Source organism: Pseudomonas guariconensis, assembly GCF_015680235.1.
GTDB lineage: Bacteria > Pseudomonadota > Gammaproteobacteria > Pseudomonadales > Pseudomonadaceae > Aquipseudomonas > Aquipseudomonas guariconensis_A.
The window spans coordinates 171,930-198,482 of record NZ_JADLJL010000005.1; the positions used below are offsets into that span (position 1 = coordinate 171,930).

General features: G+C 65.0%; 25 protein-coding genes. 12 read left to right on the top strand and 13 right to left on the bottom strand.

What is annotated here, in order from left to right; translation table 11 throughout:
* The first annotated feature begins 79 nt into the window (after positions 1 to 79).
* Positions 80 to 643: a DUF6436 domain-containing protein gene (locus IRZ56_RS06345; RefSeq protein WP_196144160.1), complete on the top strand. Its 564-nt coding sequence runs from the start codon at positions 80 to 82 to the stop codon at positions 641 to 643.
* Here the strand turns inward: IRZ56_RS06345 and IRZ56_RS06350 are convergent.
* Positions 622 to 1,188 (bottom strand): sugar O-acetyltransferase, encoded by a 567-nt coding sequence (locus tag IRZ56_RS06350; RefSeq protein WP_196144161.1) that lies wholly within the window; start codon positions 1,186 to 1,188, stop codon positions 622 to 624. The two genes, IRZ56_RS06345 and IRZ56_RS06350, sit on opposite strands and share 22 nt — an antisense overlap.
* Positions 1,189 to 1,274: 86 nt before the next feature.
* Between IRZ56_RS06350 and IRZ56_RS06355 the strand changes: the two genes are divergently transcribed.
* Positions 1,275 to 3,656 (top strand): penicillin acylase family protein, encoded by a 2,382-nt coding sequence (locus tag IRZ56_RS06355; RefSeq protein ID WP_196144162.1) that lies wholly within the window; start codon positions 1,275 to 1,277, stop codon positions 3,654 to 3,656.
* Positions 3,657 to 3,755: 99 nt separating this feature from the next.
* Positions 3,756 to 4,574 carry an alpha/beta fold hydrolase gene (locus tag IRZ56_RS06360; protein ID WP_196144163.1) on the top strand — a complete coding sequence of 273 codons (819 nt, stop codon included), beginning with the start codon at positions 3,756 to 3,758 and terminating at the stop codon, positions 4,572 to 4,574.
* A gap of 307 nt (positions 4,575 to 4,881) precedes the next feature.
* Here IRZ56_RS06360 and IRZ56_RS06365 read toward each other — a convergent pair whose 3' ends face one another.
* From IRZ56_RS06365 to IRZ56_RS06385, 5 genes are all read right to left on the bottom strand, one after another.
* Positions 4,882 to 5,667: a MetQ/NlpA family ABC transporter substrate-binding protein gene (locus IRZ56_RS06365; RefSeq protein WP_196144164.1), complete on the bottom strand. Its 786-nt coding sequence runs from the start codon at positions 5,665 to 5,667 to the stop codon at positions 4,882 to 4,884.
* A gap of 176 nt (positions 5,668 to 5,843) precedes the next feature.
* Positions 5,844 to 6,791, bottom strand: a complete 948-nt coding sequence (locus tag IRZ56_RS06370; RefSeq protein WP_196144165.1) for a sigma 54-interacting transcriptional regulator — start codon at positions 6,789 to 6,791, stop codon at positions 5,844 to 5,846.
* Positions 6,792 to 6,855: 64 nt separating this feature from the next.
* Positions 6,856 to 7,437: an alpha/beta hydrolase gene (locus IRZ56_RS06375; RefSeq protein WP_196144166.1), complete on the bottom strand. Its 582-nt coding sequence runs from the start codon at positions 7,435 to 7,437 to the stop codon at positions 6,856 to 6,858.
* Between the two features lie 194 nt (positions 7,438 to 7,631).
* Positions 7,632 to 8,738, bottom strand: coding sequence for an agmatine deiminase (gene aguA, locus IRZ56_RS06380; protein WP_196144167.1), 1,107 nt, complete (start codon positions 8,736 to 8,738; stop codon positions 7,632 to 7,634).
* Positions 8,739 to 8,980: 242 nt separating this feature from the next.
* Positions 8,981 to 11,878 carry an aminotransferase gene (locus IRZ56_RS06385; protein WP_196144168.1) on the bottom strand — a complete coding sequence of 966 codons (2,898 nt, stop codon included), beginning with the start codon at positions 11,876 to 11,878 and terminating at the stop codon, positions 8,981 to 8,983.
* Positions 11,879 to 12,026: 148 nt separating this feature from the next.
* On the opposite strand from IRZ56_RS06385, the gene IRZ56_RS06390 reads away from it, so the two are divergent.
* The 3 genes from IRZ56_RS06390 to IRZ56_RS06400 are packed head-to-tail and all read left to right on the top strand — an operon-like array spanning position 12,027 to position 15,699.
* Positions 12,027 to 13,841: a sensor histidine kinase gene (locus IRZ56_RS06390; RefSeq protein ID WP_196144169.1), complete on the top strand. Its 1,815-nt coding sequence runs from the start codon at positions 12,027 to 12,029 to the stop codon at positions 13,839 to 13,841.
* On the top strand, positions 13,838 to 15,247 hold the full coding sequence (locus tag IRZ56_RS06395) for a sigma-54-dependent transcriptional regulator (RefSeq protein WP_196144170.1): 1,410 nt from the start codon (positions 13,838 to 13,840) through the stop codon (positions 15,245 to 15,247). The genes IRZ56_RS06390 and IRZ56_RS06395 overlap by 4 nt, the downstream gene beginning before the upstream one ends.
* Positions 15,244 to 15,699: a YiiD C-terminal domain-containing protein gene (locus IRZ56_RS06400; RefSeq protein ID WP_196144171.1), complete on the top strand. Its 456-nt coding sequence runs from the start codon at positions 15,244 to 15,246 to the stop codon at positions 15,697 to 15,699. Before IRZ56_RS06395 ends, IRZ56_RS06400 begins: the two co-directional genes overlap by 4 nt.
* A 33-nt stretch (positions 15,700 to 15,732) precedes the next feature.
* On the opposite strand, the gene cysQ is transcribed toward IRZ56_RS06400, so the two are convergent.
* On the bottom strand, positions 15,733 to 16,563 hold the full coding sequence (cysQ, locus tag IRZ56_RS06405; protein ID WP_196144172.1) for a 3'(2'),5'-bisphosphate nucleotidase CysQ: 831 nt from the start codon (positions 16,561 to 16,563) through the stop codon (positions 15,733 to 15,735).
* Complete coding sequence (nudE, locus tag IRZ56_RS06410) at positions 16,560 to 17,126, bottom strand: ADP compounds hydrolase NudE (RefSeq protein WP_196144173.1); 567 nt, start codon at positions 17,124 to 17,126, stop codon at positions 16,560 to 16,562. Before nudE ends, cysQ begins: the two co-directional genes overlap by 4 nt.
* 64 nt (positions 17,127 to 17,190) lie before the next feature.
* Between nudE and yrfG the strand changes: the two genes are divergently transcribed.
* Positions 17,191 to 17,853, top strand: coding sequence for a GMP/IMP nucleotidase (gene yrfG, locus IRZ56_RS06415; protein ID WP_196144174.1), 663 nt, complete (start codon positions 17,191 to 17,193; stop codon positions 17,851 to 17,853).
* A gap of 100 nt (positions 17,854 to 17,953) precedes the next feature.
* Here yrfG and lysM read toward each other — a convergent pair whose 3' ends face one another.
* Positions 17,954 to 18,394: a peptidoglycan-binding protein LysM gene (gene lysM / locus IRZ56_RS06420; protein ID WP_196144175.1), complete on the bottom strand. Its 441-nt coding sequence runs from the start codon at positions 18,392 to 18,394 to the stop codon at positions 17,954 to 17,956.
* Between the two features lie 174 nt (positions 18,395 to 18,568).
* Between lysM and fdhD the strand changes: the two genes are divergently transcribed.
* On the top strand, positions 18,569 to 19,411 hold the full coding sequence (fdhD, locus tag IRZ56_RS06425) for a formate dehydrogenase accessory sulfurtransferase FdhD (protein WP_196144176.1): 843 nt from the start codon (positions 18,569 to 18,571) through the stop codon (positions 19,409 to 19,411).
* A 188-nt stretch (positions 19,412 to 19,599) separates the two neighbouring features.
* On the top strand, positions 19,600 to 20,088 hold the full coding sequence (locus tag IRZ56_RS06430) for a YMGG-like glycine zipper-containing protein (RefSeq protein ID WP_196144177.1): 489 nt from the start codon (positions 19,600 to 19,602) through the stop codon (positions 20,086 to 20,088).
* Positions 20,089 to 20,162: 74 nt separating this feature from the next.
* Here IRZ56_RS06430 and IRZ56_RS06435 read toward each other — a convergent pair whose 3' ends face one another.
* From IRZ56_RS06435 to hslO, 3 genes are all read right to left on the bottom strand, one after another.
* Entirely contained in the window at positions 20,163 to 20,597 is a 435-nt protein-coding gene (locus IRZ56_RS06435; RefSeq protein ID WP_196144178.1) for an acyl-CoA thioesterase, read from the bottom strand.
* A gap of 415 nt (positions 20,598 to 21,012) precedes the next feature.
* A complete protein-coding gene (locus IRZ56_RS06440) occupies positions 21,013 to 22,554 on the bottom strand; it encodes a phosphoenolpyruvate carboxykinase (protein WP_196144179.1) in 1,542 nt (513 codons plus the stop codon).
* A 179-nt stretch (positions 22,555 to 22,733) separates the two neighbouring features.
* The gene (gene hslO / locus IRZ56_RS06445; protein WP_196144180.1) at positions 22,734 to 23,633 is read right to left on the bottom strand and encodes an Hsp33 family molecular chaperone HslO; all 900 of its coding nucleotides are present in this window, start codon (positions 23,631 to 23,633) and stop codon (positions 22,734 to 22,736) included.
* Between the two features lie 107 nt (positions 23,634 to 23,740).
* Between hslO and IRZ56_RS06450 the strand changes: the two genes are divergently transcribed.
* On the top strand, positions 23,741 to 24,541 hold the full coding sequence (locus IRZ56_RS06450; protein ID WP_196144181.1) for a phosphatase PAP2 family protein: 801 nt from the start codon (positions 23,741 to 23,743) through the stop codon (positions 24,539 to 24,541).
* Between the two features lie 62 nt (positions 24,542 to 24,603).
* Here the strand turns inward: IRZ56_RS06450 and IRZ56_RS06455 are convergent, their stop codons facing one another.
* Positions 24,604 to 25,005 (bottom strand): RNA-binding S4 domain-containing protein, encoded by a 402-nt coding sequence (locus tag IRZ56_RS06455; protein ID WP_196144182.1) that lies wholly within the window; start codon positions 25,003 to 25,005, stop codon positions 24,604 to 24,606.
* A 109-nt stretch (positions 25,006 to 25,114) separates the two neighbouring features.
* Between IRZ56_RS06455 and IRZ56_RS06460 the strand changes: the two genes are divergently transcribed.
* Together IRZ56_RS06460 and rimK are read left to right on the top strand one after the other, a co-directional pair.
* Entirely contained in the window at positions 25,115 to 25,597 is a 483-nt protein-coding gene (locus tag IRZ56_RS06460) for an ATP-dependent zinc protease (protein WP_328306830.1), read from the top strand.
* Positions 25,594 to 26,499, top strand: coding sequence for a 30S ribosomal protein S6--L-glutamate ligase (rimK, locus tag IRZ56_RS06465; protein ID WP_084853683.1), 906 nt, complete (start codon positions 25,594 to 25,596; stop codon positions 26,497 to 26,499). The genes IRZ56_RS06460 and rimK overlap by 4 nt, the downstream gene beginning before the upstream one ends.
* Positions 26,500 to 26,553: the final 54 nt, after the last annotated feature.

Genomic DNA, 26,553 nt, shown 5'->3' on the forward strand with positions numbered 1-26,553 from the left:
AAGCGAGTATTGACCTGTGATATTCAGCTCTGGGCCGCATCATGGCAAGCTGATGCACCACGCGGCTAGCGGACACACCATGCCCATCCGGAAAACCCTGCTGACCACCCTCGCCCTGCTGCTCTGCGGTGCCGCCCTCTGGTGGGCCTACGCCAGCTTCCAGGCCCGCTACCTGCGCCCGTTCGACAACCCGGCCACGTTATTCGAAGGCGGCCAACTGCGGCTGCCACCGGAGCTCGCCGGCCCAGGGCCGATCCGGGTCGTGCATTTCTGGGACCCGGCCTGCCCCTGCAACGTTGGCAACCAGCAACACCTGGGCGAGCTGGTCGAACACTTCGCGCCCCAGGGCGTGAGCTTCCATGTCGTGCAGAAACCCGGTAGCAACGGCCAGCTGCCCGCCAACCTCGCCGGCCTCGAGCCCCTGCCCCAACTGCCCGGCAGCGAGCGCATCCCGGCCTCGCCCGCCGTGGCGATCTGGGACCGAAATGGCCGCCTGGCCTACTTCGGCCCCTATAGCGAGGGCGCGGTGTGCAATGCCAGCAACAGCTTCGTCGAACCGATCCTCAAGGCACTGCTAGACGGCCGCTCGGTCGATGCATCCAACACCCTGGCACAGGGCTGCTACTGCCCCTGGGCCGGCTGACGCACCCGCGCCGGGTTGCCCACCGCGATCGCGCCTGCCGGCACGTCACGGGTCACCACGCTGCCGGCGCCGATCACCGCATCGTCACCGATGGTCACCCCCGGCAGGATGATCACCCCACCACCGATCCACACATTGTTGCCAATGGTCACCGGCCGCCCGCTTTCGAGCCCCGTGCGGCGCACCTCGGCATCGAGCGGGTGGTCGGCGGTGTAGATCTGCACCGCCGGGCCGATCTGGCAGTCTTGGCCGATGCGCACAGGCAGCACGTCGAGGATCACGCAGTTGAAGTTCATGAAGGTATTGGCGCCAACACTGATGTTGTAGCCATAGTCGCAGTAGAACGGCGGGCGGATCACCGCACCGCTGCCTGCATGGGCGAAGTGCGCGACCAACAGCGCGTGGCGCGCATCGTTGAGCAGGTCGGCACTGTTGTTGTAGCGATGCATCCAGTGCTTGTTGGCGATCTGCTCGGCCTGCAGTTCGGGGCATCCCGCGTGGTAGAGCTGGCCAGCCAGCATTTTCTGTTTTTCGCTCAGGGACATGGAGACTCCTTCCAGGGGCTATGCTGAGTTCGCGAATCCGTCGATGATCGGACCACATTTTTCGCTCGAGTGCACAAGGAGTCTCGATGAAGCGCAGCCTGACCTTGCTGGCCGTGGTGCTCGCCACCGCCGTGGGCGCCGGTTTCTGGTACGTGCAAGGCAAGCAGCCGCAACGCGAGGGCGAGGCCGCCATCGCAGGCCTGCAGGCGCCGGTCAGCGTGCGCTACGACGCCCGCGGCGTGCCCCACCTGCTGGCCGACAACGAGCCTGACCTGTACCGCGCCCTGGGCTACGTGCATGCCCAGGACCGCCTGTTCCAGATGGAAATCCTGCGCCGCCTGGCCCGGGGCGAGCTGGCCGAGGTGCTGGGCGCCACGCTGCTGCCCACCGATACCCTGTTCCGCAGCCTGCGCATTCGCGAGCAGGCCACGCGCATGGCCCAGCGCCAGGACCGGCAATCCCCTGCCTGGCAGGCCCTGCAAGCCTACCTGGACGGCATCAACCAGTGGCAGGCCAGCCATCCCAAACCCATGGAGTTCGACCTGCTGGGCATCGCGCCGCGCCCTTTCACCGCCGAGGACACCCTCAGCATCGCCGGCTACCTGGCCTACAGCTTCGCCGCCGCATTCCGCACCGAGCCGGCGCTCACCTACGTGCGCGACCAGCTCGGCCCCGACTACCTGAAGATCTTCGACCTGAGCTGGCAACCCGAAGGCGCCCTGGCCACGCCCTTGGCGGCGGCCGACTGGCGCAGCCTGGAACACTTGGCGCGTTTGAGCCACGAAGCTCTCGGCGATGCCGGCCTGCCCCAGTTCGAAGGCAGCAACGCCTGGGCCGTCGCCGGCAGCCGCACCCGCAGCGGCCGCCCGCTGCTGGCAGGCGACCCGCACATCGGCTTCGCCGTGCCGGCCGTGTGGTACGAAGCAGAGCTGTCGGCGCCAGGCTTCAACCTGTACGGCTACTTCCAGGCCTTGAACCCCTTCGCCCTGCTCGGCCACAGCCGCGATTTCGGCTGGAGCCTGACCATGTTCCAGAACGATGACGTCGACCTGGTGGCCGAACAGGTCAACCCGAGCGACCCGAAGCAGGTGCGTATCGATGGCCGCTGGCAGCCGCTGGAGCAAAGCGAACAGCAGATCGCGGTCAAGGGCGAGGCGCCGGTGAACATCACCCTGCAGCGTTCGCCCCACGGCCCGATCGTCAACACCGTGCTGAGTGAGACCGCAGGCGCCACGCCCATTGCCATGTGGTGGGCATTCCTGGAGACCGACAACCCGATCCTGGACGCCTTCTACCAGATCAACCGCGCCGACACCCTGGCCAAGATGCGCGAGGCGGCGGCCAAGGTCCAGGCGCCCGGGCTAAACCTGGTGTGGGCCAATGCCCGGGGCGATATCGGCTGGTGGGCGGCCGCCCAGCTGCCGATCCGCCCAGACGGCGTCGACCCGGCCTTCATCCTCGACGGCAGCACGGCCCAGGCCGACAAGCTCGGCTTCTACCCCTTCAGCGTCAACCCGCAGCAGGAAAATCCCGCCAGCGGCTACATCGTCTCGGCGAACGTGCAACCCCCGGCGGTGGTGCCGATCCCGGGCTACTACAACCTACCGGACCGCGGCCGGCAACTTGACCGGCACCTGGCCGACCCGAGCATCAAGTGGGATACCCAGAACAGCCAGGCCCTGCAGCTCGACGACGCCACGGACTACGGCCCGCGGACCTTGGCGCCGCTGCTGGGCACCTTGCGCGCCATCGCCCAGGGCGATGAGGAAAAGGAGTTGGTGGAACAGTTGGCGGCCTGGCGCGGCGACTACCCACTGAGCTCGACCAGCGCGACCTTGTTCAACCAGTTCCTCTATGAACTGGCCTTCGCCGCCCTGCACGATGAACTCGGCGACACCTGGTTCCCCGCCTTGATCAATACCCGCGTCATCGATGCCGCCCTACCGCGCCTGGCTGCCGACCCGGATGCGCCCTGGTGGAACACGCAGGGCAGCAACGCGCACACCGACCGTACCGCCATCGCCCGGCTGGCCTGGCAGCGCAGCATCGCGCACTTGCGCGACGTGATGGGCAAGGACCCGGCCAGCTGGCAATGGGGCAAGGCCCACACCCTTACCCACAGCCACCCGCTGGGGGCGAAGAAGCCGCTGAACCTGCTGCTCAATGTCGGCCCGTTCGCCGCGCCCGGCAGCCACGAGGTGCCGAACAACCTGTCGGCGAAGATTGGCCCGGCACCCTGGGCGGTCAACTACGGCCCCTCGACCCGGCGCCTAGTCGACTTCGCCGACCCTGGCGCCGCGCTGACCATCAACCCCGTAGGCCAAAGCGGCGTGCCCTTCGACCGGCATTACGGTGACCAGGCGCAGGATTACATCGAAGGGCGCTATCACAGGGTACGGATGGGCGAGATTCCGGCCCAGAGCACGCTGCGGCTGGTGCCGGCGCCCCGTACAAATGCATTACCTTAGGAAATATCTGACCACTAGCTGGGAGGCCTGCCAGTGGCGAAACGCCTTTGGCATCGCTACCGTTCCAACTTTGCGACTTGACTGAGTTAGGAACGACCGATGCAAAAACACTTCGTGGAAATCGACGGCGCGCGCATGAGCTACGTCGACCAAGGCCAGGGCTTCCCTGTGCTACTGGGCCATAGCTACCTGTGGTCCGCAGCCATGTGGCAACCCCAGATCGACGCGCTGTCGCAACACTTTCGTGTCATCGTCCCGGAGCTCTGGGGCCATGGCGACTCCGATGCACCACCGGCCAATACGGGTGACATGAGTGCGCTGGCGCAGCAGCACCTGGCTCTGCTCGATGCCCTGGATATTCCGAAGTGCCACCTGGTCGGCTTGTCGGTCGGTGGCATGTGGGGCGCGGAGTTAGCGCTCGATCACCCCGAGCGCGTCGACCGCCTCGTCCTGGTGGACACCTACCTGGGCGCCGAACCCGAAGCCACGCGCCTGAAGTACTTCGCACTGCTGGATGCCGCCAGCGCCGCAGGCCGGTTCACCGATGAGCTGCTCGATATCATCGTACCGATCTTCTTCCATGCGGGCGGCCAGACCGTGCCAGACATTCGCGAGGCATTTCGTGCCGCGCTCAAGGCCTGCAGCGCAGACACCATCCGCATGAGCCTGGACCCGTTGGGCCGGGTGATCTTCGGCCGGCCGGACCTGCTTCAGCGCCTTGAGAACCTGCCCGCCGAGCGCACCATCGTGTTGTGCGGCGATCAAGACATCCCGCGCCCGCCTGAGGAGTCCAACGAGATGGCCCGGTTGATCGGCTGCCTGGCGGCACAGGTTCCGTTTGCAGGGCATATCTCAAGCCTGGAAAACCCAAAGGTCATAATCGACTTCCTGTTGAACTGGCTGCCCCGGAACGCCTGAGCCAGAAGCCACCGCTTCGGGCGGCGATCGGGCCGGATTGCCGCCCTGCGCATCACGTTCGTCGGATGACCAGGAAATTTATGCGTGGCGAGGGATCTTTCCTGCGAAAACCTTCTCCAAGAGTTCGACCCGTACGGCCCCACCTGGAACGACAACAATGAACAGCTCTTGCCCGCCGGTTTCCAACGAACAGCTTCAATGGCTCCTGGCCTTGCGCCGGGCGCTGGCCAATTCGCGCTGATTGGCCCCGCACAAACAAAAACGCCGACGCAAAATGCGTCGGCGTTTTTGTTTCCAGGCGCCTGAATCAGAACGCCGGCAATACCGCACCGCTGTACTTCTTGGCGATGAATTCCTTGACCTGCGGGCTGGTCAGCGCCTTGGCCAGTTTCTGGATGGCCTCGCTGTCCTTGTTGTCCGGGCGGGCCACCAGGAAGTTCACGTAGGGCGAGTCGCTGCCTTCGATCACCAGGGCATCCTTGGCCGGGTTCAGGCCGGCTTCCAAGGCGTAGTTGGTGTTGATCATGTCCAGGTCGACCTGGTCCAGCACACGCGGCAGCATGGCCGATTCCAGCTCGCGGAACTTGAGCTTCTTCGGATTCTCGGCGATGTCTTTCGGGGTGGCCAGGGCGTTCTTGGGGTCTTTCAGGGTGATCAGGCCAGCCTTCTGCAGGAGCAGCAGCGCACGGCCGCTGTTGCTGCCTTCGTTGGGGATCGCGACAGTGGCGCCCTCTTCCAGGTCAGCCAGGTTCTTGACCTTCTTCGAGTAGCCGCCGAAAGGCTCGACATGTACACCGACGACGGTCTCAAGGTGAGTGCCCTTGCCTTCGTTGAAGTTCTTCAGGTACGGCAGGGTCTGGAAGTAGTTGGCATCCAGACGCTTCTGATCGACCTGGACGTTGGGCTGTACGTAGTCGGTGAAGACCTTGATCTGCAGGTCCACACCTTCCTTGGCCAGCGTCGGCTTGATCAGCTCGAGGATCTCGGCGTGGGGCACCGGGGTGGCAGCTACCACCAGTTTTTCAGCGGCATTGGCGAAGCCGGTCAGCGACAGGGCTGCGGCCAGGGCTGCGGTCAGCAGGGTCTTTTTCATAGTGATCCTTGTTATCAAGCTGATGCCATCGATGTGGCGAAGTCGGTGCCCCTTCGACAGGGGCGTGAAGCGGACGATACCGGGAATTTTTATTCCTTAACAATATCTTTTGCTTAGCTGCTTATTCCAAAAACAAATGGCCATTACGGGCTTCGGGCATGACGGACGGCCCCGCTCTAGCGTGCGGTCGCATCCAAGTCCGACAGCCTGCCTTCCAGCAACCGACGCAAGGCAAGACGGGTTTGCGGCTCGCGGCTGCGGGTCAGCTGCTCGAGTTGCCGGGTCAGGCTGGCCAAGGGCGTGGTGTCCGGTAGGTCCAGATGCTCTGGCAGGAGCTGCTTGCCTTCGCTCACCAGCAAGGCGAAGTGGATGACGTTTTCGAGCTCCCGGGTATTGCCCGGCCACGCATGGGCTTCCAGGGCTTGCTGTGCGGCCTCGCTGATCAGCGGCACCGGGCGCCCCAGGCGCACGCTGTAGATGCCCACGAAATATTCGGCCAGCGGCAGGATATCCCCGACCCGCTCACGCAGCGCCGGCAGCTCCAGCTGGCCTTCGTGCAGGTAATGGTAGAGGCGTTCGTTGAAATGTCTGGCGCGCACGGCCTGGGCCAGGTCGATGCTGGAGGCGGCGACCAGGCGCACGTCCACCGGTTGCGGCCGCTGGGCACCGACGCGGGTGACCTCGCGGTTTTCCAGCGCCGCCAGCAGCTTGCCCTGGATCGCCAGAGGCAGGTCGGCGATCTCGTCCAGGTACAAGGTGCCGCCGTTGGCCGAGCCGAACCAGCCGGCCCGGCCGCTGGCCGTCCCGCCCTGGGTACCGGCGCTGTAGCCGAACAGCTCGGCGTCGGCATAGGTCGGGCTGATCGCCGCGCAGCTCACCGAGACGAACAGCCCGCCGCGGTCGCTGGCCCGGTGCACCTGGCGGGCCAGCAGTTCCTTGCCGGTGCCGGTCTCGCCGCGGATCAGCACCGGCACCGGTTGCGGCGCCAGACGCTCCAAGGCATCGCGCAGCTGCTGCGAGCGGGGGTCGATGAACACCAACGCCTTGGCGCGGATGCTCAGTGGGCTCTTGTCCAGTTCGGGAAAGGTCAGCAGCGGCTGGCCGAAGGCGTTGTGCACAGTCATGACGAGCTCCCGCCCGAGGCCGTTGCCGACCGGGCGTCAAGGTATTCAGGGAAGCGGTGGCGAATCAGGCGCGGCGCAAGGCCCGCTGCTCGATACGCCCCTGCAGGCGGTAGAGGTAGGCGAAGCCTTGCTCCCAACGCTCGTGCCCGGACTTGACATTGATGTGCCCGGCATTGGCCAGCAGCCCCGCCTCGGCACCCCACGCCCGTGCCAGGTGCAGCGCACGGGGCACGCTCACCGCCGGGTCGTTGTCGGAACTGACCACCTGGCTGGGGAACGGCAAGGCCTGCAGCGGAATCGGCGCGAAGTTGCGCAGCGCCGGTGCGCAGGTCGGCCGCTCAACGTCGGCCGGCGCCACCAGCAGCGCCCCATGCACCCGACGCAGCAGGGCTGGGTTTGCCTGCGCAGCCCAGTGGGCGACGGTAATGCAGCCCAGGCTGTGGGCGATCAGGATCACCGGCGAGCGTTCGGCGATGATCGCCTGCTCCAGTGCGTGCACCCAGTCATGCCGCTGCGGGGTGAGCCAGTCGTGCTGCTCGACCCGGGCACTGTTGGGCAGGCTACGCTGCCAGTGACTTTGCCAATGGTTGTCTGGCGATCCTTGCCAGCCCGGCACAATCAGGTAACGAATAGACTCATTGCGCATGGGGACGCCTCCAGAAGTTTGCGTGCTTGGGCTCAAGTATAGGGAGGCGGATATATACGTAAAGGAATAAGAAGATATTTGGTTATAACCAGATAGACAAAGGGGCCGCTGCGCGACCCATCGCGGCACGAGGCCGCTCCTATAGGGAGCAGCCTTTGGCAATGGGCCGCAAAGCGGCCCCGGAACAGCGAATCTCAGCGCTTGACTGGCGCCGGCTGCTGCTGCGTCAGGCAATGAATGTTGCCGCCCCCCAGAAGCAGCTCACGCCCCGGAATCATCACCACTTCGTGGTTCGGGAACAGCTTGGCCAGGATCGTCCGCGCCTCGGCGTCCGCCGGGTCGTCGAAGCTCGGCGCGATGATGCCGCCATTGACGATGAGGAAGTTGACGTAGGAACCGGCCAGGCGCACCGACGGGTCACGCTCCTGGCTGCCCGCCACCTGGTCGACACCGGCACATTCCTCTTCCGTAGCGTACAGCGGGCCCGGGATCGGCATCTTGTGCACGACGAATTCACGGCCCTTGGCGTCGCGGCTGTTCTTCAGCACCTCATAGGCAGCCTGGCAGCGGGCGTAGTTCGGGTCGTTGACGTCGTCGGTCCAGGCCAGCAGCACTTCACCTGGGCTGACATAGCAGCAGAAGTTGTCGACGTGGCCGTCGGTCTCGTCGTTGTACAGGCCATCCGGCAGCCAGATGATGGTGTCCACCGCCAGGTGCTCGCGCAGGATCTCTTCGATCTGCTCGCGGGAGAGGTGCGGGTTGCGGTTGCGGTTGAGCAAGCACTCTTCGGTGGTGATCAAGGTGCCTTCGCCATCGACATGGATCGAGCCGCCTTCGAGCACGAAGCCTTCGGTGTGGTAGCGCTGGCAGCGCTCCATCTCCAGGACCTTGGCAGCCAGCTCCTCGTCACGGTTCCAGGGCGCGTACAAGCCGCCGTCGAAACCACCCCAGGCGTTGAAGCCCCAATCCACGCCGCGCACGTCGCCGTGGTCGTTGATGACGAAGGTCGGGCCGGTATCACGCACCCAGGCGTCGTCGTTGCTGATTTCCACCACACGGATGTTCGGCACGTCCAGTTGGCGACGGGCGTTCTCGTACTGGCCAGCGGAAACCGCCACGGTCACCGGCTCGAAGCGGGCGATGGCCTTGGCCAGGGTCACGTGGGCGGCCTGCGCCGGCTTGCCACCCAGGCGCCAGTTGTCAGGACGCTCCGGCCAGACCATCCACACCTGGGTCTGCGGCGCCCATTCGGCGGGCATGTGGAAACCGTCGGCACGCGGGGTCGAATTGAGGGTCTTCATCGGTAACCTCTGCAAAAGCCCGGCGCCGACTGCGCCAGGTCGTTGATCAATCGGCGCGCCGGAGAGACGCGGCCCCTGTAGGAGCGGCCTTGTGCCGCGAGGGGCCGCCCAGCGGCCCCATTCGATGCACCATTATATACTCGATAAAAATCGAACTTAGAAGCCGAAACTCAAAATATTTCGCCATAAAAAAGCCACCCAAACCGATAACAATCGACTCAGGTGGCCGCCTAATGCAGGTATTAGAGCCCCTCGCCGAGTACCCGATCCACGCAATCGACGAAGTAATCCACGCTGGCGCGCGTGGTGCACATGGGTGGCTTGATCTTGAGGATGTTCAGGTAGTCGCCGGTCGGCTGCATGAAGATGCCCAGGTCACGCAGGCGGTTGCACAGGGCCATGGTTTCTTCGGTGGCCGGTTCCAGGGTCTGACGGTCGCGCACCAGCTCCAGGCCGAGGTAGAAGCCGGAACCGTGAGCGGCACCGGCAAGCGGATGTTTATCGACCAGCGCCTGCAGGCGCGCCTTGAAATAGCGCCCTACTTCCCGGGTGTTTTGCCACAGGCCCTCCTCCTGCATCACATCCAGCACCGCCATGCCGATCCGGCAACTGACCGGGCTGCCGCCCGCCGAAGAGAAGAAGTAACCCTCGGCCTCCAGGGCCTCGGCAATCTCCCGCCGGGTGATCACCGCGCCCAGCGGCTGGCCGTTGCCCATGCCCTTGGCCATGGTGATGATGTCCGGCACCACGCCTTGCTCTTCGAAGCCCCAGAAGTACTCGCCCAAGCGGCCATAGCCGACCTGCACCTCGTCGGCGATGCACACCCCGCCGCGGGCGCGTACCTTGGCGTAAGCGTCGCGCAGGTAACCTGGCGGCAAGGAAATACCGCCGGCATTGCCATACACCGGTTCGCAAATGAAGCCCGCCAGCTGGCGACCACGTGCGTCCAGGTCAGCCAGTTTGGCATCGACGTCACGCAGGTAGTCGGCGGCGCTGTCCGGGCCACGGAAGCGCCCACGGAAGGTGTTCGGCGCCTCCACAGGGTGCACCCAGTCCGGGCGGGTCTCCAGGGCCTGGGGGTTGTCGGCGATGGAGGTGGAGATGGCGTCGGTGGCCACCGACCAGCCATGGTAGGCCTCCAGCACGCTGAGCAGGTCGCGCCCACCGCTGTAAGCCCAAGCCAGGCGGATGGCCAGGTCGTTGGCCTCGGTGCCGCTGTTGACCAGGAACACCCGGTCGAAGCCCTCCGGTGCCAATTCGAGCAGGCGCTCGGAGAACTCGGCGATGGCCGCGTAGTGGAAGCGCGAATTGGTGTTGACCAGCGACCACTGGCGCGCCGACTCAGCGACCATGCGCGGGTGCCCGTGGCCGAGCACGGCGACGTTGTTGAGCATGTCCAGATAGGAACGGCCCTGCATGTCGATCAGGTAGTTGCGCCAGCCACGCTCGATGTGCGGCGGCTGGGCGTAGTAGTGCTTCTGCGAACGGGCGAAGCTGGCATCGCGGCGTGCCAGCAGGGCCTGGGCATCGACCAGCGGCGCGGCGTCGCAATCGAACCCGAGCAACGGGCGTGGCGACGGGCATACGGCCAGCCAGGCGTCGGCATGCGACGGCGTGGCGAAGAACGGCGGGCGCTGTTCGTCGCTCCGGCACAGCTGGACGTTGAGAAAGCCACAGGTCAGGCCCAGGGCTTGCCCCTTGGCCAGCGCCTGGCCATCTGCCGGCGTCTCCTCAAGCCCACTCAGCCAAAGGCTCCAGGTTGCAGTGCGCAGCCGCCCGCGACCGTCGCCGGTCCGCTCCCAGGTGCCCGCCTCGGGCGCCTGCAGCGCGGTGCCGGCCGGTACGCTGAGTTCCACGCCCAAGGCACAGGTGGCCGGCTCTTCGGGGCGGTCGATATGGGTCTGCGACAACCGATACTGGCCGTGCAGGGTGCAGGCCGGGCCAGCCTGGGCCGCCAGCAGCCGCTGGTCGAAGCCCGGCTGCTCCCAGTTGCCCGCTTCGCAGTGCGGGCTGAGCACACCCAGGTCGACGCGCGTCACCGCCTGCCCCGCCAGGGCCGGGATCAGCGGCGCGCAACCGTCCAGCCCCAGGGGCGCTGGCGCGCTGCCCGTGGCTTGGAGAATCGCAGCTTCCATCAGGGCGAGCGGCACGGCGGCGGCCGTATCGAAGATCGCCCACTCGTGATCGATGTTGTCGCGGATGTACTGGTTGCCCGGGTCGACTCGCAGTTGCTGCTCGCTGCTGAGCACCAGCACCGCGGCGCGCATCAGCACCAACGGCCAGAGGGCGCGCAGCTCGGCGTCCTGCAGCGGGTTGACAGCATGGTAGGCGCGAACGGCCGGCAGGATGCGCAGCGGGTCGCCTTCGGCGTGGTGCAGCAGCGCCGCGCAGGTGACGGACAGGTCGGCGATGCGCCAGGTGCGCAGCAGGTCGCCGAAGTCGATGACGCCCTGCAACTGCCATTGGCGCTCATCATCACGGGCCCAGACGGCATTGTCGTCGGTGATGTCCAAGTGCACGGCCTGGGTCGGCAGGTCGGCCACCAGTGGTTGCAGGCGTGTGGCGGCCAGGCCAGTGGCGCACTCGACACGCTGGCGACGTTCGCCGTCCAACACCGGCAGCAAGTGTTCGATCAGCGCCTTGGCGTGGCGCGGGTCCCATTGCAAGGTACGCTCCAGGCCCGGGTGTTCGAAGCCGGCCAGGGCTTGGTCGACCCGGGCGCACAGCGCGCCCAGCTCGGCGACCAGCCTTGCCGGCATGTGCGCAAGACGGGTCAGCGGCTGGCCCTCGATGTAGTCGAGCAGGCGCACCCGCAGCGGCTGGCCGTCGACCTCCACGGCCAGCAGGTCCTGGCCATCGCGCGCCCGGCGTACCTGTGGCACCGGCAGGCCCTGTTCGCCCAGGTAGGCCAGCGCCGCATGCTGCGCCTCGAGTTCCACCTGGGCATAGCTGCCGTGACAAGCCTTGAGCACGAAACGCCCCCGGTCGCTATCCAGCCGCAGGTTCAGGTCCTGCTGGCTGCCCAACGGTTGCAGGCACCCTTCCAGGTCGTAGTGCGCCCGCAGCAGGGCATGGGCCTGGGCTTCGCTCAGCGAGGGGCTGGGCTGGCTGGAACGCTGGATCAGGGTGCTCAAGGGCATGGGAGGGAACCTCGGTTTTTTTTGTCGCCTATATCGCCACTGCTCACAGCGATATACAAGAGGTCAATGACAAAAGCATGGCCACTCGGCGCTGATGGACGAGCGCAAGTAGCGCATAATTGCGCCAGATCCTTCTGGCGCCCGATAGATGATTCCAACCCAAACGCCTCCACGACGCCCACGCTGGCGCAGCCTCGCCCTGCTGGCCCTGTGCCTGGCGCCCCTGCTCTGGCCACTGCATCATCTGGCCGAGCGCTACTACCAGGACGAGTTGGCCTCGCAGAATCGCCAGACCCTCGACCTCTACGTCGCCAACCTGCTGGGCACCCTGCACCGCTACGAGACCCTGCCACGGATCCTCGGCGACCTGCCGGCCCTGCGCGGTGCGCTGCACGACCCGTTCAAGACCGAGGCGATCACCAACGCCAACCGTCTGCTCAAGGAAATCACCAGGCAGACCGGCGCCGAGGTGATGTACCTGATGGATGTCAGCGGCAATACTCTGGCGGCGTCCAACTGGGACAAGCACGACAGTTTCGTGGGCCGCAACTTCGCCTTTCGCCCCTACTTCCTCGAAGCCATGGACGGGCGCCTGGGGCGCTTCTTCGGCCAGGGCACCACGTCGGCCAAGCGCGGCTACTTCTTCGCTGCGGCGGTGCATGACCGTGACAAGGTCGTGGGCGTGCTGGTCGTCAAGGTCGACCTCGACCACACCGAGACCCTTTGGGGGCGTACGCCCGAACAACTGCTGCTGACCGACCAGAACGGCGTGGTGGTGCTGACCTCCCGCCCCGACTGGCGTTTCCGCGCCACCCGCGAGCTGACACCGGCCGAACGCGAGGCGATCGTCGCCATCCAGCCCTACCCGACCCAAGCGCCCCAGCCGCTGAACCTCAACCCCGCCGCCTGGCTGGTGCAGACCCGCGACATCAAGGAAACAGGCTGGCAAGTCAGCATCCTCGCCCCGCGTACGCTGGTCGACCGCTCGGTGCAGACGGTCATGGCCATCGGCGCCGGTGCCTTGTTGGTACTGATGCTGCTGGCCGGCCTGGTGATGCAGCGTCGGCGACACTACATCGACCGCATCGACTTCGAGGCGCGCGGGCGCCAGCAGCTGGAACAACGCGTCATGGAGCGCACCGCCGACCTAGAAGGCCTGAACACCCGGCTGAAGAAGGAAGTGCTCGAACGCGAACAGGCCCAGCAGGAGCTGGTGCGCGCCCAGGACGAACTGGTCCAGGCCGGCAAGCTGTCGGTGCTCGGGACCATGTCCGCGAGCATCAGCCATGAGCTCAACCAGCCTTTGGCAGCGATCCGCAGCTATGCCGAGAACGCCGAGATCCTCCTCGACCACCAGCGCACCGAAGACGTGCGCGGCAACCTCAAGCTGATCGGCGAACTGACCGGACGCATGGCCTCGATCATCACCCACCTGCGCGCGTTCGCCCGCCGCGACCAGCACGCACCGGAAAGCGTGGCCCTGCAACCGGCGCTGGACGATGCCCTGGCGCTGCTGGCCAAGCGCCGCCGGGCCATGGCCGTGGAGCTGGTGCGCGACCTGCCCGAGGCCACGCTGTGGGTGCAGGCCGGCGAAACGCGCCTGCGCCAGGTGCTCGGCAACCTGCTGGCCAACGCCCTCGACGCGCTCACCGAAAAAGCCAACCCACGCAAGCTGTGGCTCAGTGCCGAACGCCAGGATGACTGCGTCTACCTGTACATTCGCGACAATGGCCCGGGCTTCAGCCGCCAGGCGCTGGAGCATGCCAAGGAACCCTTCTTCACCACCAAGACCCGCACCCAGGGCCTGGGGCTGGGGCTGGCCATCTGCGAGAGCCTGATGCATGCACTGGGCGGCGAACTGCTGCTGGGCAACCACCCGGAAGGCGGCGCCTTGCTGACCCTGCGACTGCGCGTGGCCAAGCCCGGCGCCAACCTGCAATCTTCGGAGGACCCCTCGGCATGACGACCGAGACACAGATCGACAGCCGCACCCAGGTCATCCTGGTGGACGACGATCCGCACCTGCGCCAGGCCCTGGGCCAGACCCTGGACCTGGCCGGACTCAAGGTCGTGGCCCTGGCCGATGCCCAGGGGCTGGCCGAACGTATCGAGCCGGACTGGCCCGGCGTGGTGGTCAGCGACATCCGTATGCCCGGCATAGACGGCCTGCAACTGCTGGAACACCTGCACGGGCGCGACAACGAACTGCCGGTGCTGCTGATCACCGGCCACGGCGATGTGCCGCTGGCCGTGCAGGCCATGCGCGCCGGCGCCTATGACTTTCTGGAGAAACCTTTCGCCAGCGATGCCCTGCTCGACAGCGTGCGCCGCGCCCTGGCCCTGCGACGCCTGGTGCTGGACAACCGCAGCCTGCGCCTGGCCTTGAGCGACCGTCAGGAGCTGTCCACGCGCCTGGTCGGCCAGTCGCCGGCCATGCAGCGCCTGCGCGAACAAATCGGTGCCCTGGCCGCTACCCGCGCCGACGTGCTGATCCTCGGCGAAACCGGTGCCGGCAAGGAGGTCGTGGCCCGCGCCCTGCATGACCTGTCGAGTCGCCGTGACGGCCCGTTCGTGGCGATCAATGCCGGCGCCCTGGCCGAGTCGGTGGTGGAAAGCGAGCTGTTCGGCCATGAACCGGGTGCTTTCACCGGCGCGCAGAAGCGGCGTATCGGCAAATTCGAGTTCGCCAACGGCGGCACGTTGTTCCTCGACGAGATCGAGAGCATGAGCCTCGACGTGCAGGTCAAGCTGCTACGCCTTCTGCAGGAGCGCGTCGTGGAGCGCCTGGGCGGTAACCAGCTGATCCCGCTGGATATCCGCATCATCGCCGCCACCAAGGAAGACCTGCGCCAAGCCGCCGACCAAGGGCGTTTTCGTGCCGACCTGTACTACCGCCTGAACGTCGCGCCGCTGCGCATCCCGCCGCTGCGCGAGCGCGGCGACGATATCCTGGTGCTGTTCCAGCATTTCGCCGATGCCGCCAGCCAGCGCCATGGCTTGCCGGCCAACAGCCTGCAACCGGCCCACCGCGCCCTGCTGCTGCGCCACGACTGGCCCGGCAACGTGCGTGAGCTGCAGAACGCCGCCGAACGCTTCGCCTTGGGCCTGGAGCTGGCCCTCGATGGCCAGGTGCCTGCTGCTCCCGCCACCGCCGACCCTGTGCGCACCGGCAACCTCAGCGAACAGGTCGAGCATTTCGAGCGCTCGCTGATCGCCGCCGAACTGGCCCAGCCGCACAGCTCCATGCGCAGCCTGGCCGAGGCCCTCGGCATTCCGCGCAAGACCTTGCACGACAAGCTGCGCAAGCACGGCCTGAGCTTCGCCGACAGCGCCAGCGGGCAAGACGACCCAGAGGACAACCGCCCATGACCAGCGACAGCCAGTACCTGCAGTCCGTACTGCACAACGACATCCCACTGACCCGCGAGATGGGCATGGCGGTCATCGACTGGCACGACCAGCGCCTACGCCTGCAGTTGCCGCTGGCGCCCAACGTCAACCACAAGAGCACCATGTTCGGCGGCAGCCTGTATTGCGCCGCGGTGCTGGTGGGCTGGGGCTGGTTGCACCTGCGCCTGCGCGAGCTGGGCATCGACGATGGGCATATCGTCATTCAGGAAGGCCAGATCAGCTATCCGCTGCCGGTCACCGGGGTGGCGGTCGCGAGTTGCCCGGCGCCGGATGAGAAGACATGGGAGCGGTTCCTGACGATGTACCAGCGCCGTGGGCGGGCGCGGCTGACGCTGGAGACGGTGGTGTGCAACGCTGGCAGCGACGCGCCTGCGGTGACCTTCAGTGGGCAGTATGTGTTGCATCGCTGAAACAGGGGCCGCTTCGCGCCCCATCGCCCAACCTCAACCCATCGCAGCAGCCAACTGCAACAGTGCCGCACGCCACGGCGCCGTAGCCGGCAAAGCCAGGAAGAACGGGTTGAGCAACGACTCACGCACCGGGTAGCGGAACGGCAGGCCATCGAGGCCGATCACCTCGCCCCCGGCGCCTTCGAGCACGCCCTGGGCAGCAGCGGTGTCCCATTGGGACGTCGGCGCCAGCCGCGGATAGCAATCGGCTGCCCCTTCGGCCAGCAGGCAAAACTTCAGCGAGCTGCCCACGTTGGCCAGCTCCAGCTCCCCGACCGCACTGCCCAGCCCGCCCAGCAATGCCTCCTGCTGCGGGCTGGAATGGCGCTTGCTGGCCACCACGGTGAAACGCCCGTTCTGCGGCGGTTGCTGGCGCACCTGTATCGGCTCGGCCTCAGCGCCCGCTAGCGCGCGCCAGGCACCCAGCTGGCGGCCGCCGAAATAACAGCGACCATTGGTCGGCATCGATACCACGCCGAACACCACTTCGCCGCGTTCGATCAAGGCGATGTTGACCGTGAACTCCTCGCTGCCGGCGATGAATTCCTTGGTGCCGTCCAGAGGGTCGACCAACCACCAGCGCGTCCACGCCTGGCGCTCGGCCAGGGCGATGTCGCAGTCTTCTTCGGACAGGACCGGGATATGGGGCGCCAAGGCCTGCAGGCCTTCAGCGATAACCTGGTGGGCGGCAAGGTCGGCTGCGGTCACCGGCGAATCGTCCGCTTTGTTGGTCACCGCCACATCGGCGCGCCAGAACGGCAGGATCGCCTCGCCAGCCAGGCGGGCCAGCTTCACCACTTCAAGCATCAGTTGCTGGTCGTTCATGCGCTCAGTTGCCCCCGCTGGATCAGCAGGTCACGGGCCAGGTACAGCGCCGCCAGCGCCCGACCTTCGGAAAACTGCGGGTGCATGGCCAGGGCCGACAGCTCGCGCAGGTTGACCTTGTCTACGCGCATCGGCTCGGGCTCGTCGCCCTCCAGGCGCTCCTCATACAGGTCGGTGGCCAGCACCACCTGGATCTTCTGGCTCATGTAGCCAGGCGAGAGCGACAGCTCGGTCAGGTGCTCCAATTGGTGTGCGCCAAAGCCCGCCTCCTCCTTGAGCTCACGGTTGGCGGCTGCCAGCACGTCCTCCCCCGGCTCGATCAAGCCTTTGGGCAGGGACAGTTCGTATTCGTCGGTGCCGCCGCAGTATTCCTCGACCAGCACCGCATGCTCGGCATCGAGCATGGCCACCACCATCACCGCACCATAGCCGTTGCCGCGGCCGACCAGGCGCTCGTAGGTCCGCTCGGTGCCGTTGGAAAAGCGCAACTGCACGGCTTCGACGCGAAACAGGCGGCTGCTGGCGACGATTTCGCGAGCGAGTACGGAGGGTTTCTGGCGCATGGGGCGGCTCCTTGGCGTGAACGGGTTACTATACCGTGGCTTGCCGACCGATCGAGAGTTTCCCATGCCTGTTCTTCCCTGGTCCGCCATCGATACCGTCCTGCTGGACATGGATGGCACCCTGCTCGACCTGCACTACGACAACCAGTTCTGGCTGGAACACCTGCCCCAGCGCTATGCCGAGCTGCACGGCGTCAGCCGGGCCATGGCGGAGCTGGAATTGCAACCGTTGTTCGAACGCAACGCCGGTACCCTCAACTGGTACTGCCTGGACTTCTGGAGCCGCGAGCTGAAGCTGCCGATCCGCGAGCTCAAGCAAGAGATCGCCGACCTGATCGCCCTGCGCCCGGATGCCGACACGTTCCTCGAGGCGCTACGCAAGGCCGGCAAACGGGTGATATTGATCACCAACGCCCACCGCGACTCGCTGTCGTTGAAGCTGGAGCGGGTGGAGCTGGCGCCGTACTTCGAGCGGCTGATCAGCTCCCATGACTATGGCTACCCAAAGGAAAGCGCGCAGTTCTGGGATGCGCTGCAGGCGGATATCGGCTTCGAGCCCGCGCGCAGCCTGTTCATCGACGATACCTTGGCGATCCTGCGCAGTGCGCGGCGCTTTGGCGTGCAGCACCTGCTGGCGGTGCGCGAACCCGACAGCAAGGCGGGGCCGCGCGATACCCAGGAGTTCGCGGCGGTGGAGGATTACCGGGCGTTGCTGGCAGGACTGTGAGGCCCTGAATCGCGGGGCAAGTCGGCCCCCTCTCCCACACTGTGGCGGTGACCTCTGTGGGAACGGGCTTGCCCGCGATAGGGCCGGTACAGGTTACGGGTCAGTCGGGAATGCGCAGCACCTGCCCCGGGTAGATCTTGTCCGGATGCTTGAGCATCGGCTTGTTGGCCTCGAAGATCTTGTTGTATTTGTTGGCATCGCCGTACTCGGCCTTGGCGATGGCACTGAGGGTGTCCCCCTTTTTCACCGTGACGAAGCGCGCAGCCTGGGCAACCGGCCCGGTGACGGTGATCTGGTCGTCCACCGTGGCGACACCGTCGATGTTGCCCGCGGCCAGAATGATCTTCTCCTTCTCCTCCTGGCTGGCGACCTCGCCTTTGAGGATGATCGTGTCGCCCTCGACCGTGGCGGAAATGCTCGGGTTGCCCAGGCCAACACTTTCCACATGCTTCTTGAGTTGCTCCTCGGCATTGGCGTTACCGGGGGTCAGCAGGTCGATCAGCTTTTCGCCGGCTTCCTTCACGAAACTGAACAGGCTCATCTCACACTCCTTGATGGTGAATTCCAGGAAGCAGGAGTCTAGGACAGCTTTGCCCAATTTGCCGCCCAAGAACCGATCAACCCGCTCTATCACCGCATAGAACCTGGCAACTGGACGCCAGTGCCTCAGGGGCATAGGCTTGTGCCGTAACCAAGCCGCCGGTGATCCACCCTGATGAACAGCAACCCCCCGGTCTGCGCGGCGTCCATGCCTGCTGCCTTGCCGGCTGCCAGCAATACCTACGACTACGTGCAGCTCACCGATGGTGCGGCAGGCGCGACGCCGCTCGCCGAGGAAGTCGCCCTGGCCATCGCCTACAACGGCCTGAACCAGGCGGTAATGCTGGTCAGCCCGACCGACCTGGAAGACTTCGCGGTCGGCTTCAGCGTCGGCAGCGGCATCGTCGAAAGCACTGATGAAATCTATGACGTGAAGCTGTCCGGCAGCGGCTCGGCCCTGTATGCGGACCTCGAGATCTCCAGCCGCGCGTTCTGGAACCTGAAGAACCAACGCCGCCAGTTGGCCGGCACCAGCGGTTGCGGCCTGTGCGGCGTCGAAGCGCTGGAGCAGGCACTGCCGGAGTTGGCCGATCTGCCCGGTGCGCCGCTGCCGCCTGCCCAATGGCTGGCCGGCCTGCGCCAGCGCATCGATGCCTATCAACCCTTGGGGCAGCACTGCGGCGCGGTGCATGCGGCCTTGTTCATGGACCGCCAGGGTCAACTGTTGATGGGCCGCGAAGATATCGGCCGGCACAACGCCCTGGACAAGCTGATCGGCGCCCTGCTGCGCCAGCGCATCGACACAGACGGCGGCCTGGCCATCGTCACCAGCCGCTGTAGCCTGGAATTGATCCAGAAGGTGTTGCGCGCGGGCATCCAGACCTTGGTCAGCCTCTCGGCCCCCACCGGCCTGGCGCTGCAATGGGCGCGCAAACACAACCTCAACCTGATCCACCTGCCCAAGCACAGCCCGCCGCGCGTGTTCAGCCCGACCACTGAGGCTGGCAATCAGCCATAAAAAAGCCCTGTCCGGGGTGGGCAGGGCTTGGTTACAAATAGCTCAGACACGCAAAAATGAAGAAAGTTCCACATGAAAAACAATAACTTAGAGAATTGTGTACAACTCGTGCTACTCGTCGGATTTCAATTGCCAGACGCCTCGCCGAGCCTCACATTCGCCTCGTCATCCCTATGAGGCTCTCTTGAATGAAGAAGTACTCCTCGATTCTGTTGTTGTCCTTTAGCCTGCTCAGCGGCGTTGCCATGGCAGGCGGCAATACCGAGGCCGGCATTGGCGGCGCATTGGGTGGGGTACTCGGCTCCGTAGTGGGCAACTCCATCGGTGGTAGCACCGGCGGCGCCATTGGTGCTGGTCTGGGCGGCGCGGCCGGCGGTGCCCTGGGTGCCGATAAGCGCCAGCGCGGTGAAGCCGCTATCGGTGGCGCACTGGGCGCTGCAGGCGGTAACGTGGTCGGCCGCTCGATGGGCGGTACCACCGGTAGCCACATCGGTGCAGCCGCAGGCGGCGGCGTTGGTGGCGCACTGGGTAACTACCTGGGGAACAGGGCCGACGAAGACGATTGGGACGATCGCCGTCGCTACCGTCGTGGCTATGACGACGACCGCCGTCACTGGGACCGCGGCCACCACTATGGCCATCGCAAGCACAAGCGCCACTGGCGTTATGACGACTGATCGCTGAACAGCTCAGTCCACAAGAAGGCCCTGCCCTGACCGGCAGGGCCTTTTCGTTTGCGGCAGACCGATGTTCAGCCGTTGAGCTGCAGGCCCGCCAGGGTCATGTGCAATGCATCGGTCAAGGCCACTGGCTGGCCGGTAGCCCGCGTCACGAATACCTGCACCAAGGTGCCGGCTGCCAAGGCCTGCGCCTCGCCGGGGCGGAACAGCGCCAAGCGGTATTCCACCGTGCTGCCCGCCAGGCGCGCCACACCCAGGCCCACCTCCAACACATCGGGAAACCCCGGCAAGGCATAGAACTGTGCCGCCGAACTGATCACCACCCCCGCCAACTCGCCGTCACGCAGGTCCAGCTCGGCCTGCTCCACGAGGAACGCCTGCAGTGCCGTCTCGAAATAACCATGCACCGTGGCGCCGGCGATGTGGCCGTTGAGGTCGTTATCTTGAGGGCGGGTGAGGATGGGGTGGAAATGGTTGAAATGGCTGCGTTGAGGAGATTCGGTCATGGGGTTGTCCGGGCTTGTCGACATGACAAGGAAGCTTCCCACAAACCTTTGGGAAGGCCTATAGTCGCGTGCCCATGAAGCGGCGTATGACGCTTGGCTTCTCGATCAGGTCCAGGCCAGCCTCGCTGATACCGCAGCGCCAATCAGCGACGAAGACACCAGCGGCACTTTGCCCAACGCTGCGCTGCGCTCAAGGCCAAGGGACGCTGATGCGCCTGCAACAATGGCCTTGAGCAGAATGAAAAAGGTCATACCGGTCAGTTAAGCAATTGGGGCCGCTACGCGCCCCATCGCGGGACAAGCCCGCTCCTACAGGGGCCCCACCACTGGTAAGGTGCACGTGATCCTGTAGGAGCGGGCTTGTCCCGCGATGGGCTGCATAGCAGCCCCAATGATGTGCCGAGTAGCTTAACGCTTACAGCTGCGGACCAGCGGCCTTGATGGCCTCGGAGACATCGAACTTCTGGAAGTTCTCGATGAACAGCTTGGCCAGGCCCTTGGCGGCTTCGTCGTAGGCAGCCGAGTCAGCCCAGGTGTTGCGTGGGTTGAGCAGGACGGTCTCGACGCCCGGAACGGCCTTCGGCACGTCCAGGTTGATGATGTCCAGGTGCTCGGTCTCGGCACCGACCAGGGCACCGCTCTGGATCGCGGCGATCACGGCACGGGTGGTCGGGATGCTGAAGCGCTTGCCGACACCGTAGCCACCACCGGTCCAGCCGGTGTTGACCAGGTACACCTTGGAGCCGAAGCCCTTGATGCGCTTGATCAGCAGCTCGGCGTATTCGCCGGCCGGGCGCGGGAAGAACGGTGCGCCGAAGCAGGTGGAGAAGGTCGACTTGATGCCGCCGCCCGAGCCCATTTCGGTGGAACCGACCAGCGCGGTGTAGCCGGACAGGAAGTGGTAGGCCGCCTGCTCGTTGTTCAGGATCGACACCGGAGGCAGTACACCGGTCAGGTCGCAGGTCAGGAAGATGACCGCGTTCGGCTCGCCGCCCAGGTTCTTCTCGGAACGCTTCTCGACGTGCTCCAGCGGGTAGGCGGCGCGGCTGTTCTGGGTCAGGCTGCCATCGGCATAGTCGGCGTGCTTGGCGTCGTCGAGGACGACGTTTTCCAGCACCGCGCCATGCTTGATGGCTTTCCAGATGACCGGCTCGTTCTTCTCGGACAGGTCGATGCACTTGGCGTAGCAGCCACCTTCGATGTTGAAGACCACGCCTTCGCCCCAGCCGTGCTCGTCGTCACCGATCAGGTAGCGGCTTTCGTCGGCAGACAGGGTGGTCTTGCCGGTGCCGGACAGGCCGAAGAACAGAGTCACATCGCCTGCCTCGCCGATGTTGGCGGCGCAGTGCATCGGCAGTACGTCGGCGGCCGGCAGCAGGAAGTTCTGCACGGAGAACATGGCCTTCTTCATTTCACCGGCGTAGCGCATGCCAGCGATCAGCACCTTCTTCTGGGCGAAGTTGATGATGACGCAGCCATCGGAGTTGGTGCCGTCGCGCTCGGGAACGCACTCGAAGTTGGCGACGTTCAGCACCTGCCATTCTTCACGGCCAGCCGGGTTGTACTGGGCCGGGTTGATGAACAGGCAACGGCCGAACAGGTTCTGCCAGGCAGTCTGGGTGGTCATCTTGACGGCCAGGTAGTGCTCGGCGGCAGCCCCTACGTGAACGTGGGAAACGAAGTGCTCTTGGGCGTTGTTGAACGCCTCGACGCGAGCCCACAGGGCATCGAACTTGTCAGCCGGGAACTTGCGGTTGATCGGGCCCCAGGCGATGGCAGCAGAGGTGCTGGGCTCGTCGACGATGAAACGGTCAGCTGGCGAACGGCCGGTACGATGACCGGTTTTCACGACCAGTGCGCCAGTATCGGCCAGCTCGCCTTCACCGCGGGACAGCGCTTCTTTTACCAGCTCATCGACGGTCAGGTCGGTGTACACGGTGTTGTTGGCTTGCGTCATGAGATACCCCATCCGGCCCGAGGCCGAGTGCTCCAAACGTTTTGTAGTCGTCTGTTTTAAACTACTACAGCGAAAAAAGTGGCCGGATTATGCCAGAAAAGCCCAAAAAAAGTAGGCCCCTCCTGTCAGAACTGCGCTTTTGCGCAATTCGACAGGAGATTCTCCTGTAGTTAAACGTTTCAGTGCTGAGTATCTGACGGCGGCTCGGTGCCGCCACCGGCAAACAATTGCGCCACATCGCTCGTATCGAAGAAATAGCGCTCGTTGCAGAACTGGCAATCGATCTCGACCTTGCCGCCGCATTCCTCGACCAGGGCCTTGGCATCCTGCTCGCCGAGGCTCACCAGGGCGTTGCCGGAACGATCGCGCGAGCAGCTGCAACGGAAGCGCAGCGGCTGGATGTCGAACAGGCGCACGGCGTCTTCGTGATAAAGGCGATGCAGCAGCGTTTCGTTGTCCAGCGACCACTCTTCAGGTTTCAACGTGCTGGCCAGGGCAACCACATGCTGCCAGCTTCCTTCACGCTCTTCGTCGTCAGGCTGGCGGTCGCGGGGCAGCTGCTGCAGCAGCAGGCCACGAGCCTTGCCGCCCTCTGCATTGAGCCAGAAGCGGGTATTGAGCTGCTGCGACTGCACGAAGTAGTTGGTGAAGCATTCGGACAGGTTGGCGCCATCGAGGTCGACGGTGCCCTGGTAGCGCTGGCCTTTGATTGGGTCGATGGTCAAAGTCAGGTGGCCGTCGGGCATCAGTTGGGCCAGGGTCGCGTCAGCGGGAATCTGGTCTTCCTCGTAGCGCGCCATGCCGCGGATATCACGGTCGCCCGAGCATTCCACCATCAACAGGGGGATAGGGCCGGCCGAGCGCGCCTGGAGAATCAGCAGGCCATCGAACTTGAGTGCACCCACTAGCAAGGCGGTGGCGGCCATCAGCTCGCCGAGCAGCGAGGCGACGGGTTGTGGGTAAGGGTGACGGGCCAGGACGTCGGCGTAGCTCTGGTCGAGCGCCACCCACTCGCCGCGGATATCGCGGTCGTCGAAGATGAAACGCTGGGTGAAATCGGTATCAGGCAAATCGCTCATAGGTTCTGGCTATCTAAAAATGATGACAAAATGATTACAAGGGTTTACGAGGCCCTGTTGGAGAGCATTCACGAAATGCTCAAACCCGCTGGTAATAGAGGTATTTTATGGACAATCGACCACTGTTCCAAGCAAGGTGGTCCTGGGGACCTTTGCTGACCTGCACCTTGGTGTCTGTTGCATTACTGTGTTTCTGGTTATGGCCCATTGGCCAGATCTTGTGCCTGACTTTCGACGAATGGCTGTTCCACAGCCTCAATGCGCCACTGGCCGATAACACTGCCTGGCGCTACATCTGGACCGTCGGCAGCCTGCGCCCCTTCGATATCGTCGTCGGCCTCATCCTGCTGGCCCTGCTGATTCGAGGTAATTGGGTGTTCAAGGCTGGCCAGGTACGCGAGGCCTTCCTGGGCTTTCTCGTCACGTTGATCCTATTAGTGGTGATTCGCGCGCTGTTTTCCAAGTGGGTGGCGATCATGGGCTGGCAACATAACAGCCCATCGATGGTCTTCGACAACGTCGTCCACCTCAGCGACTACTACCCGAACCTGGAAGCGAAATGGGAACTCAAGGACCGCTCCAGCCAGAGCTTTCCTGGTGACCACGCCTCGGTGCTGCTGATCTGGGCGCTGTTCATGAACCTGTTCAGCCGTGGGTTGGTACAGCGTCTGGTCATATGGGGATTGGCGCTGCTGTTCATGCTGCCGCGCCTGGTGGCCGGCGCCCACTGGGGGCAGGACGACTACATTGGCGGATTGCTGATGGCAGTGCTGGCCCTGGGCTGGAGTTGTTATACGCCGCTGGCGGCCAAGGCCAGCGCGGCGTTGATGCGCTGGACAGCGCCGGTGTTCGGGGTGTTGGCGCGTTTGCCGGTGATCGGCCGGATGAGCGTGGTACGCGCGGCCTGAGCGGTCAGCGGCCTTGCAGCCCAATCGCCGGCAAGCCGGCGATCGGGCCGCAACACAGCCTCTTAGTCGTAACTGCCCTGCAACTGGTGGATCTGCCGCCGCTGCTTCTTGGTCGGGCGACCGTCGGTGGTGATGCCCATGGCCCCGGCCTTGCGCATTTCGGCCGCCTGCTCGCGCTTGCGCACGCTCTCCTGGGTCTCCTCGTACAGCGCCTGCGCCTCTGGCGCGCCACGGCGCACGCCGGAAAGCGCCTTGACCACCACGGTGCGTTCGTCGAAGCCTGTGCGCAGTACAAACTCATCGCCCACCCGCGGCTCCTTGCCCGGCTTGCAACGCTCGCCACGGCAATGCACCTTGCCGCTTTCGATCGCGGCCTTGGCCAATGCGCGGGTTTTGTAGAACCGTGCCGCCCACAGCCATTTGTCCAAGCGGACCTTGTCGTCGTCTTCTGGCTTGTGTGCCATCCCGATACCTCGAATTCTGTCTTTAACGGAACTGTACTACCGTAACTTGCGGATGCAAAAAGTCCGCGCCGTGCTTACAGTTCACCACCTCATCCGCAGGGTGTGTTTCGTGAAGACATTTGACCATCTGACTGTGATCGGCCTGCGCGAGTGGGTCGCCCTGCCCGACCTCGGCCTGGCGGGCCTGCGCGCCAAGATCGACACTGGCGCCAGCACCTCCAGCCTGCACGCCACCGACGTGGAGCCGTTCGAGCGCGACGGCCAGCCCTGGGTACGCTTCACCGCTCACCTGGGGTCGGTGGTGCAGCTGCGCCATCGTCGTTGCGAGGCGCCGCTGGTCACGATGAAAACCATCAAGAGCTCCAACGGCCAAGCCCAGGTCCGCTACGTGATCCGTACGCCGCTCGCGCTGGGCGACCGGGTCTGGGAAGTGGAATTCACCCTCGCTTGCCGCAAGAACATGCGCTACCGGCTGCTACTGGGCTCCAAGGCGCTGATCCATGGCCAGCTGGTGGTCAACCCCGGCCTGAAGTACGTCCAGGACAAACCGGCCTTTCCGGCCACCCTTTCCCCTGTTACAGGTGCTGCATGAAGATCGCTGTGCTATCGCGCAACCCGCGTCTGTATTCCACCCGCCGCCTGGTCGAAGCCGGTACCCAGCGCGGTCATGAAATGGTGGTGATCGATACCTTGCGTGCGTACATGAACATCGCCAGCCACAAGCCGCAGATCCACTACCGTGGCAAACCGCTGGAAGGCTTCGATGCGGTGATTCCGCGCATCGGCGCGTCGGTCACCTTCTATGGCTGCGCGGTGCTGCGCCAATTCGAGATGATGGGGGTCTACCCACTCAACGAGTCGGTGGCCATCGCCCGCTCGCGAGACAAGCTGCGCTCGCTGCAACTGCTGTCGCGACGCGGCGTCGGCCTGCCGATCACCGGCTTCGCCCATTCGCCGGACGACATTCCCGACCTGATCCAGATGGTCAATGGCGCGCCGCTGGTGATCAAGGTGCTCGAAGGCACCCAGGGCATCGGCGTGGTGCTGTGTGAAACCACCAAGGCGGCCGAATCGGTGATCGAGGCCTTCATGGGCCTCAAGCAGAACATCATGGTCCAGGAATACATCAAGGAAGCGGGCGGTGCCGATATCCGCTGCTTTGTCGTCGGCGACAAGGTCATCGCCTCGATGAAGCGCCAGGCCAAGCCTGGCGAGTTCCGCTCCAACCTGCACCGCGGTGGGGTCGCCAGCCTGATCAAGATCACCCCGGAGGAGCGCATGACCGCCATTCGCGCAGCCAAGGTCATGGGCCTGAGCGTGGCCGGCGTGGATATCCTGCGCTCCAATCATGGGCCGCTGGTGATGGAGGTGAATTCATCGCCCGGGTTGGAGGGCATCGAGGTCACCACCGGCAAGGACGTGGCCGGGATGATCATCGGGCACCTGGAGAAGAACGGCGGGCCCAACCAGACCCGGACCAAGGGCAAGGGGTAAACCCCAATCGCCGGCAAGCCGGCTCCCACAAGAAGCCTTGCGCCATCCCTGTGG

Bases quoted from the DNA above. Each gene is read 5' to 3' on its own strand.
- IRZ56_RS06355 (WP_196144162.1), top strand. From the start codon at position 1,275: ATGAAGCGCAGCCTGACCTTGCTGGCCGTGGTGCTCGCCACCGCCGTG.
- IRZ56_RS06375 (WP_196144166.1), bottom strand. From the start codon at position 7,437: ATGCGCAATGAGTCTATTCGTTACCTGATTGTGCCGGGCTGGCAAGGA.
- fdhD (WP_196144176.1), top strand. From the start codon at position 18,569: ATGAACAGCAACCCCCCGGTCTGCGCGGCGTCCATGCCTGCTGCCTTG.
- aguA (WP_196144167.1), bottom strand. From the start codon at position 8,738: ATGAAGACCCTCAATTCGACCCCGCGTGCCGACGGTTTCCACATGCCC.
- IRZ56_RS06430 (WP_196144177.1), top strand. From the start codon at position 19,600: ATGAAGAAGTACTCCTCGATTCTGTTGTTGTCCTTTAGCCTGCTCAGC.
- IRZ56_RS06385 (WP_196144168.1), bottom strand. From the start codon at position 11,878: ATGCCCTTGAGCACCCTGATCCAGCGTTCCAGCCAGCCCAGCCCCTCG.
- yrfG (WP_196144174.1), top strand. From the start codon at position 17,191: ATGCCTGTTCTTCCCTGGTCCGCCATCGATACCGTCCTGCTGGACATG.
- IRZ56_RS06400 (WP_196144171.1), top strand. From the start codon at position 15,244: ATGACCAGCGACAGCCAGTACCTGCAGTCCGTACTGCACAACGACATC.
- IRZ56_RS06350 (WP_196144161.1), bottom strand. From the start codon at position 1,188: ATGTCCCTGAGCGAAAAACAGAAAATGCTGGCTGGCCAGCTCTACCAC.
- IRZ56_RS06435 (WP_196144178.1), bottom strand. From the start codon at position 20,597: ATGACCGAATCTCCTCAACGCAGCCATTTCAACCATTTCCACCCCATC.
- rimK (WP_084853683.1), top strand. From the start codon at position 25,594: ATGAAGATCGCTGTGCTATCGCGCAACCCGCGTCTGTATTCCACCCGC.
- cysQ (WP_196144172.1), bottom strand. From the start codon at position 16,563: ATGAACGACCAGCAACTGATGCTTGAAGTGGTGAAGCTGGCCCGCCTG.
- lysM (WP_196144175.1), bottom strand. From the start codon at position 18,394: ATGAGCCTGTTCAGTTTCGTGAAGGAAGCCGGCGAAAAGCTGATCGAC.
- hslO (WP_196144180.1), bottom strand. From the start codon at position 23,633: ATGAGCGATTTGCCTGATACCGATTTCACCCAGCGTTTCATCTTCGAC.
- IRZ56_RS06390 (WP_196144169.1), top strand. From the start codon at position 12,027: ATGATTCCAACCCAAACGCCTCCACGACGCCCACGCTGGCGCAGCCTC.
- IRZ56_RS06370 (WP_196144165.1), bottom strand. From the start codon at position 6,791: ATGACTGTGCACAACGCCTTCGGCCAGCCGCTGCTGACCTTTCCCGAA.
- IRZ56_RS06360 (WP_196144163.1), top strand. From the start codon at position 3,756: ATGCAAAAACACTTCGTGGAAATCGACGGCGCGCGCATGAGCTACGTC.
- IRZ56_RS06450 (WP_196144181.1), top strand. From the start codon at position 23,741: ATGGACAATCGACCACTGTTCCAAGCAAGGTGGTCCTGGGGACCTTTG.
- IRZ56_RS06345 (WP_196144160.1), top strand. From the start codon at position 80: ATGCCCATCCGGAAAACCCTGCTGACCACCCTCGCCCTGCTGCTCTGC.
- IRZ56_RS06455 (WP_196144182.1), bottom strand. From the start codon at position 25,005: ATGGCACACAAGCCAGAAGACGACGACAAGGTCCGCTTGGACAAATGG.
- IRZ56_RS06365 (WP_196144164.1), bottom strand. From the start codon at position 5,667: ATGAAAAAGACCCTGCTGACCGCAGCCCTGGCCGCAGCCCTGTCGCTG.
- IRZ56_RS06395 (WP_196144170.1), top strand. From the start codon at position 13,838: ATGACGACCGAGACACAGATCGACAGCCGCACCCAGGTCATCCTGGTG.
- nudE (WP_196144173.1), bottom strand. From the start codon at position 17,126: ATGCGCCAGAAACCCTCCGTACTCGCTCGCGAAATCGTCGCCAGCAGC.
- IRZ56_RS06440 (WP_196144179.1), bottom strand. From the start codon at position 22,554: ATGACGCAAGCCAACAACACCGTGTACACCGACCTGACCGTCGATGAG.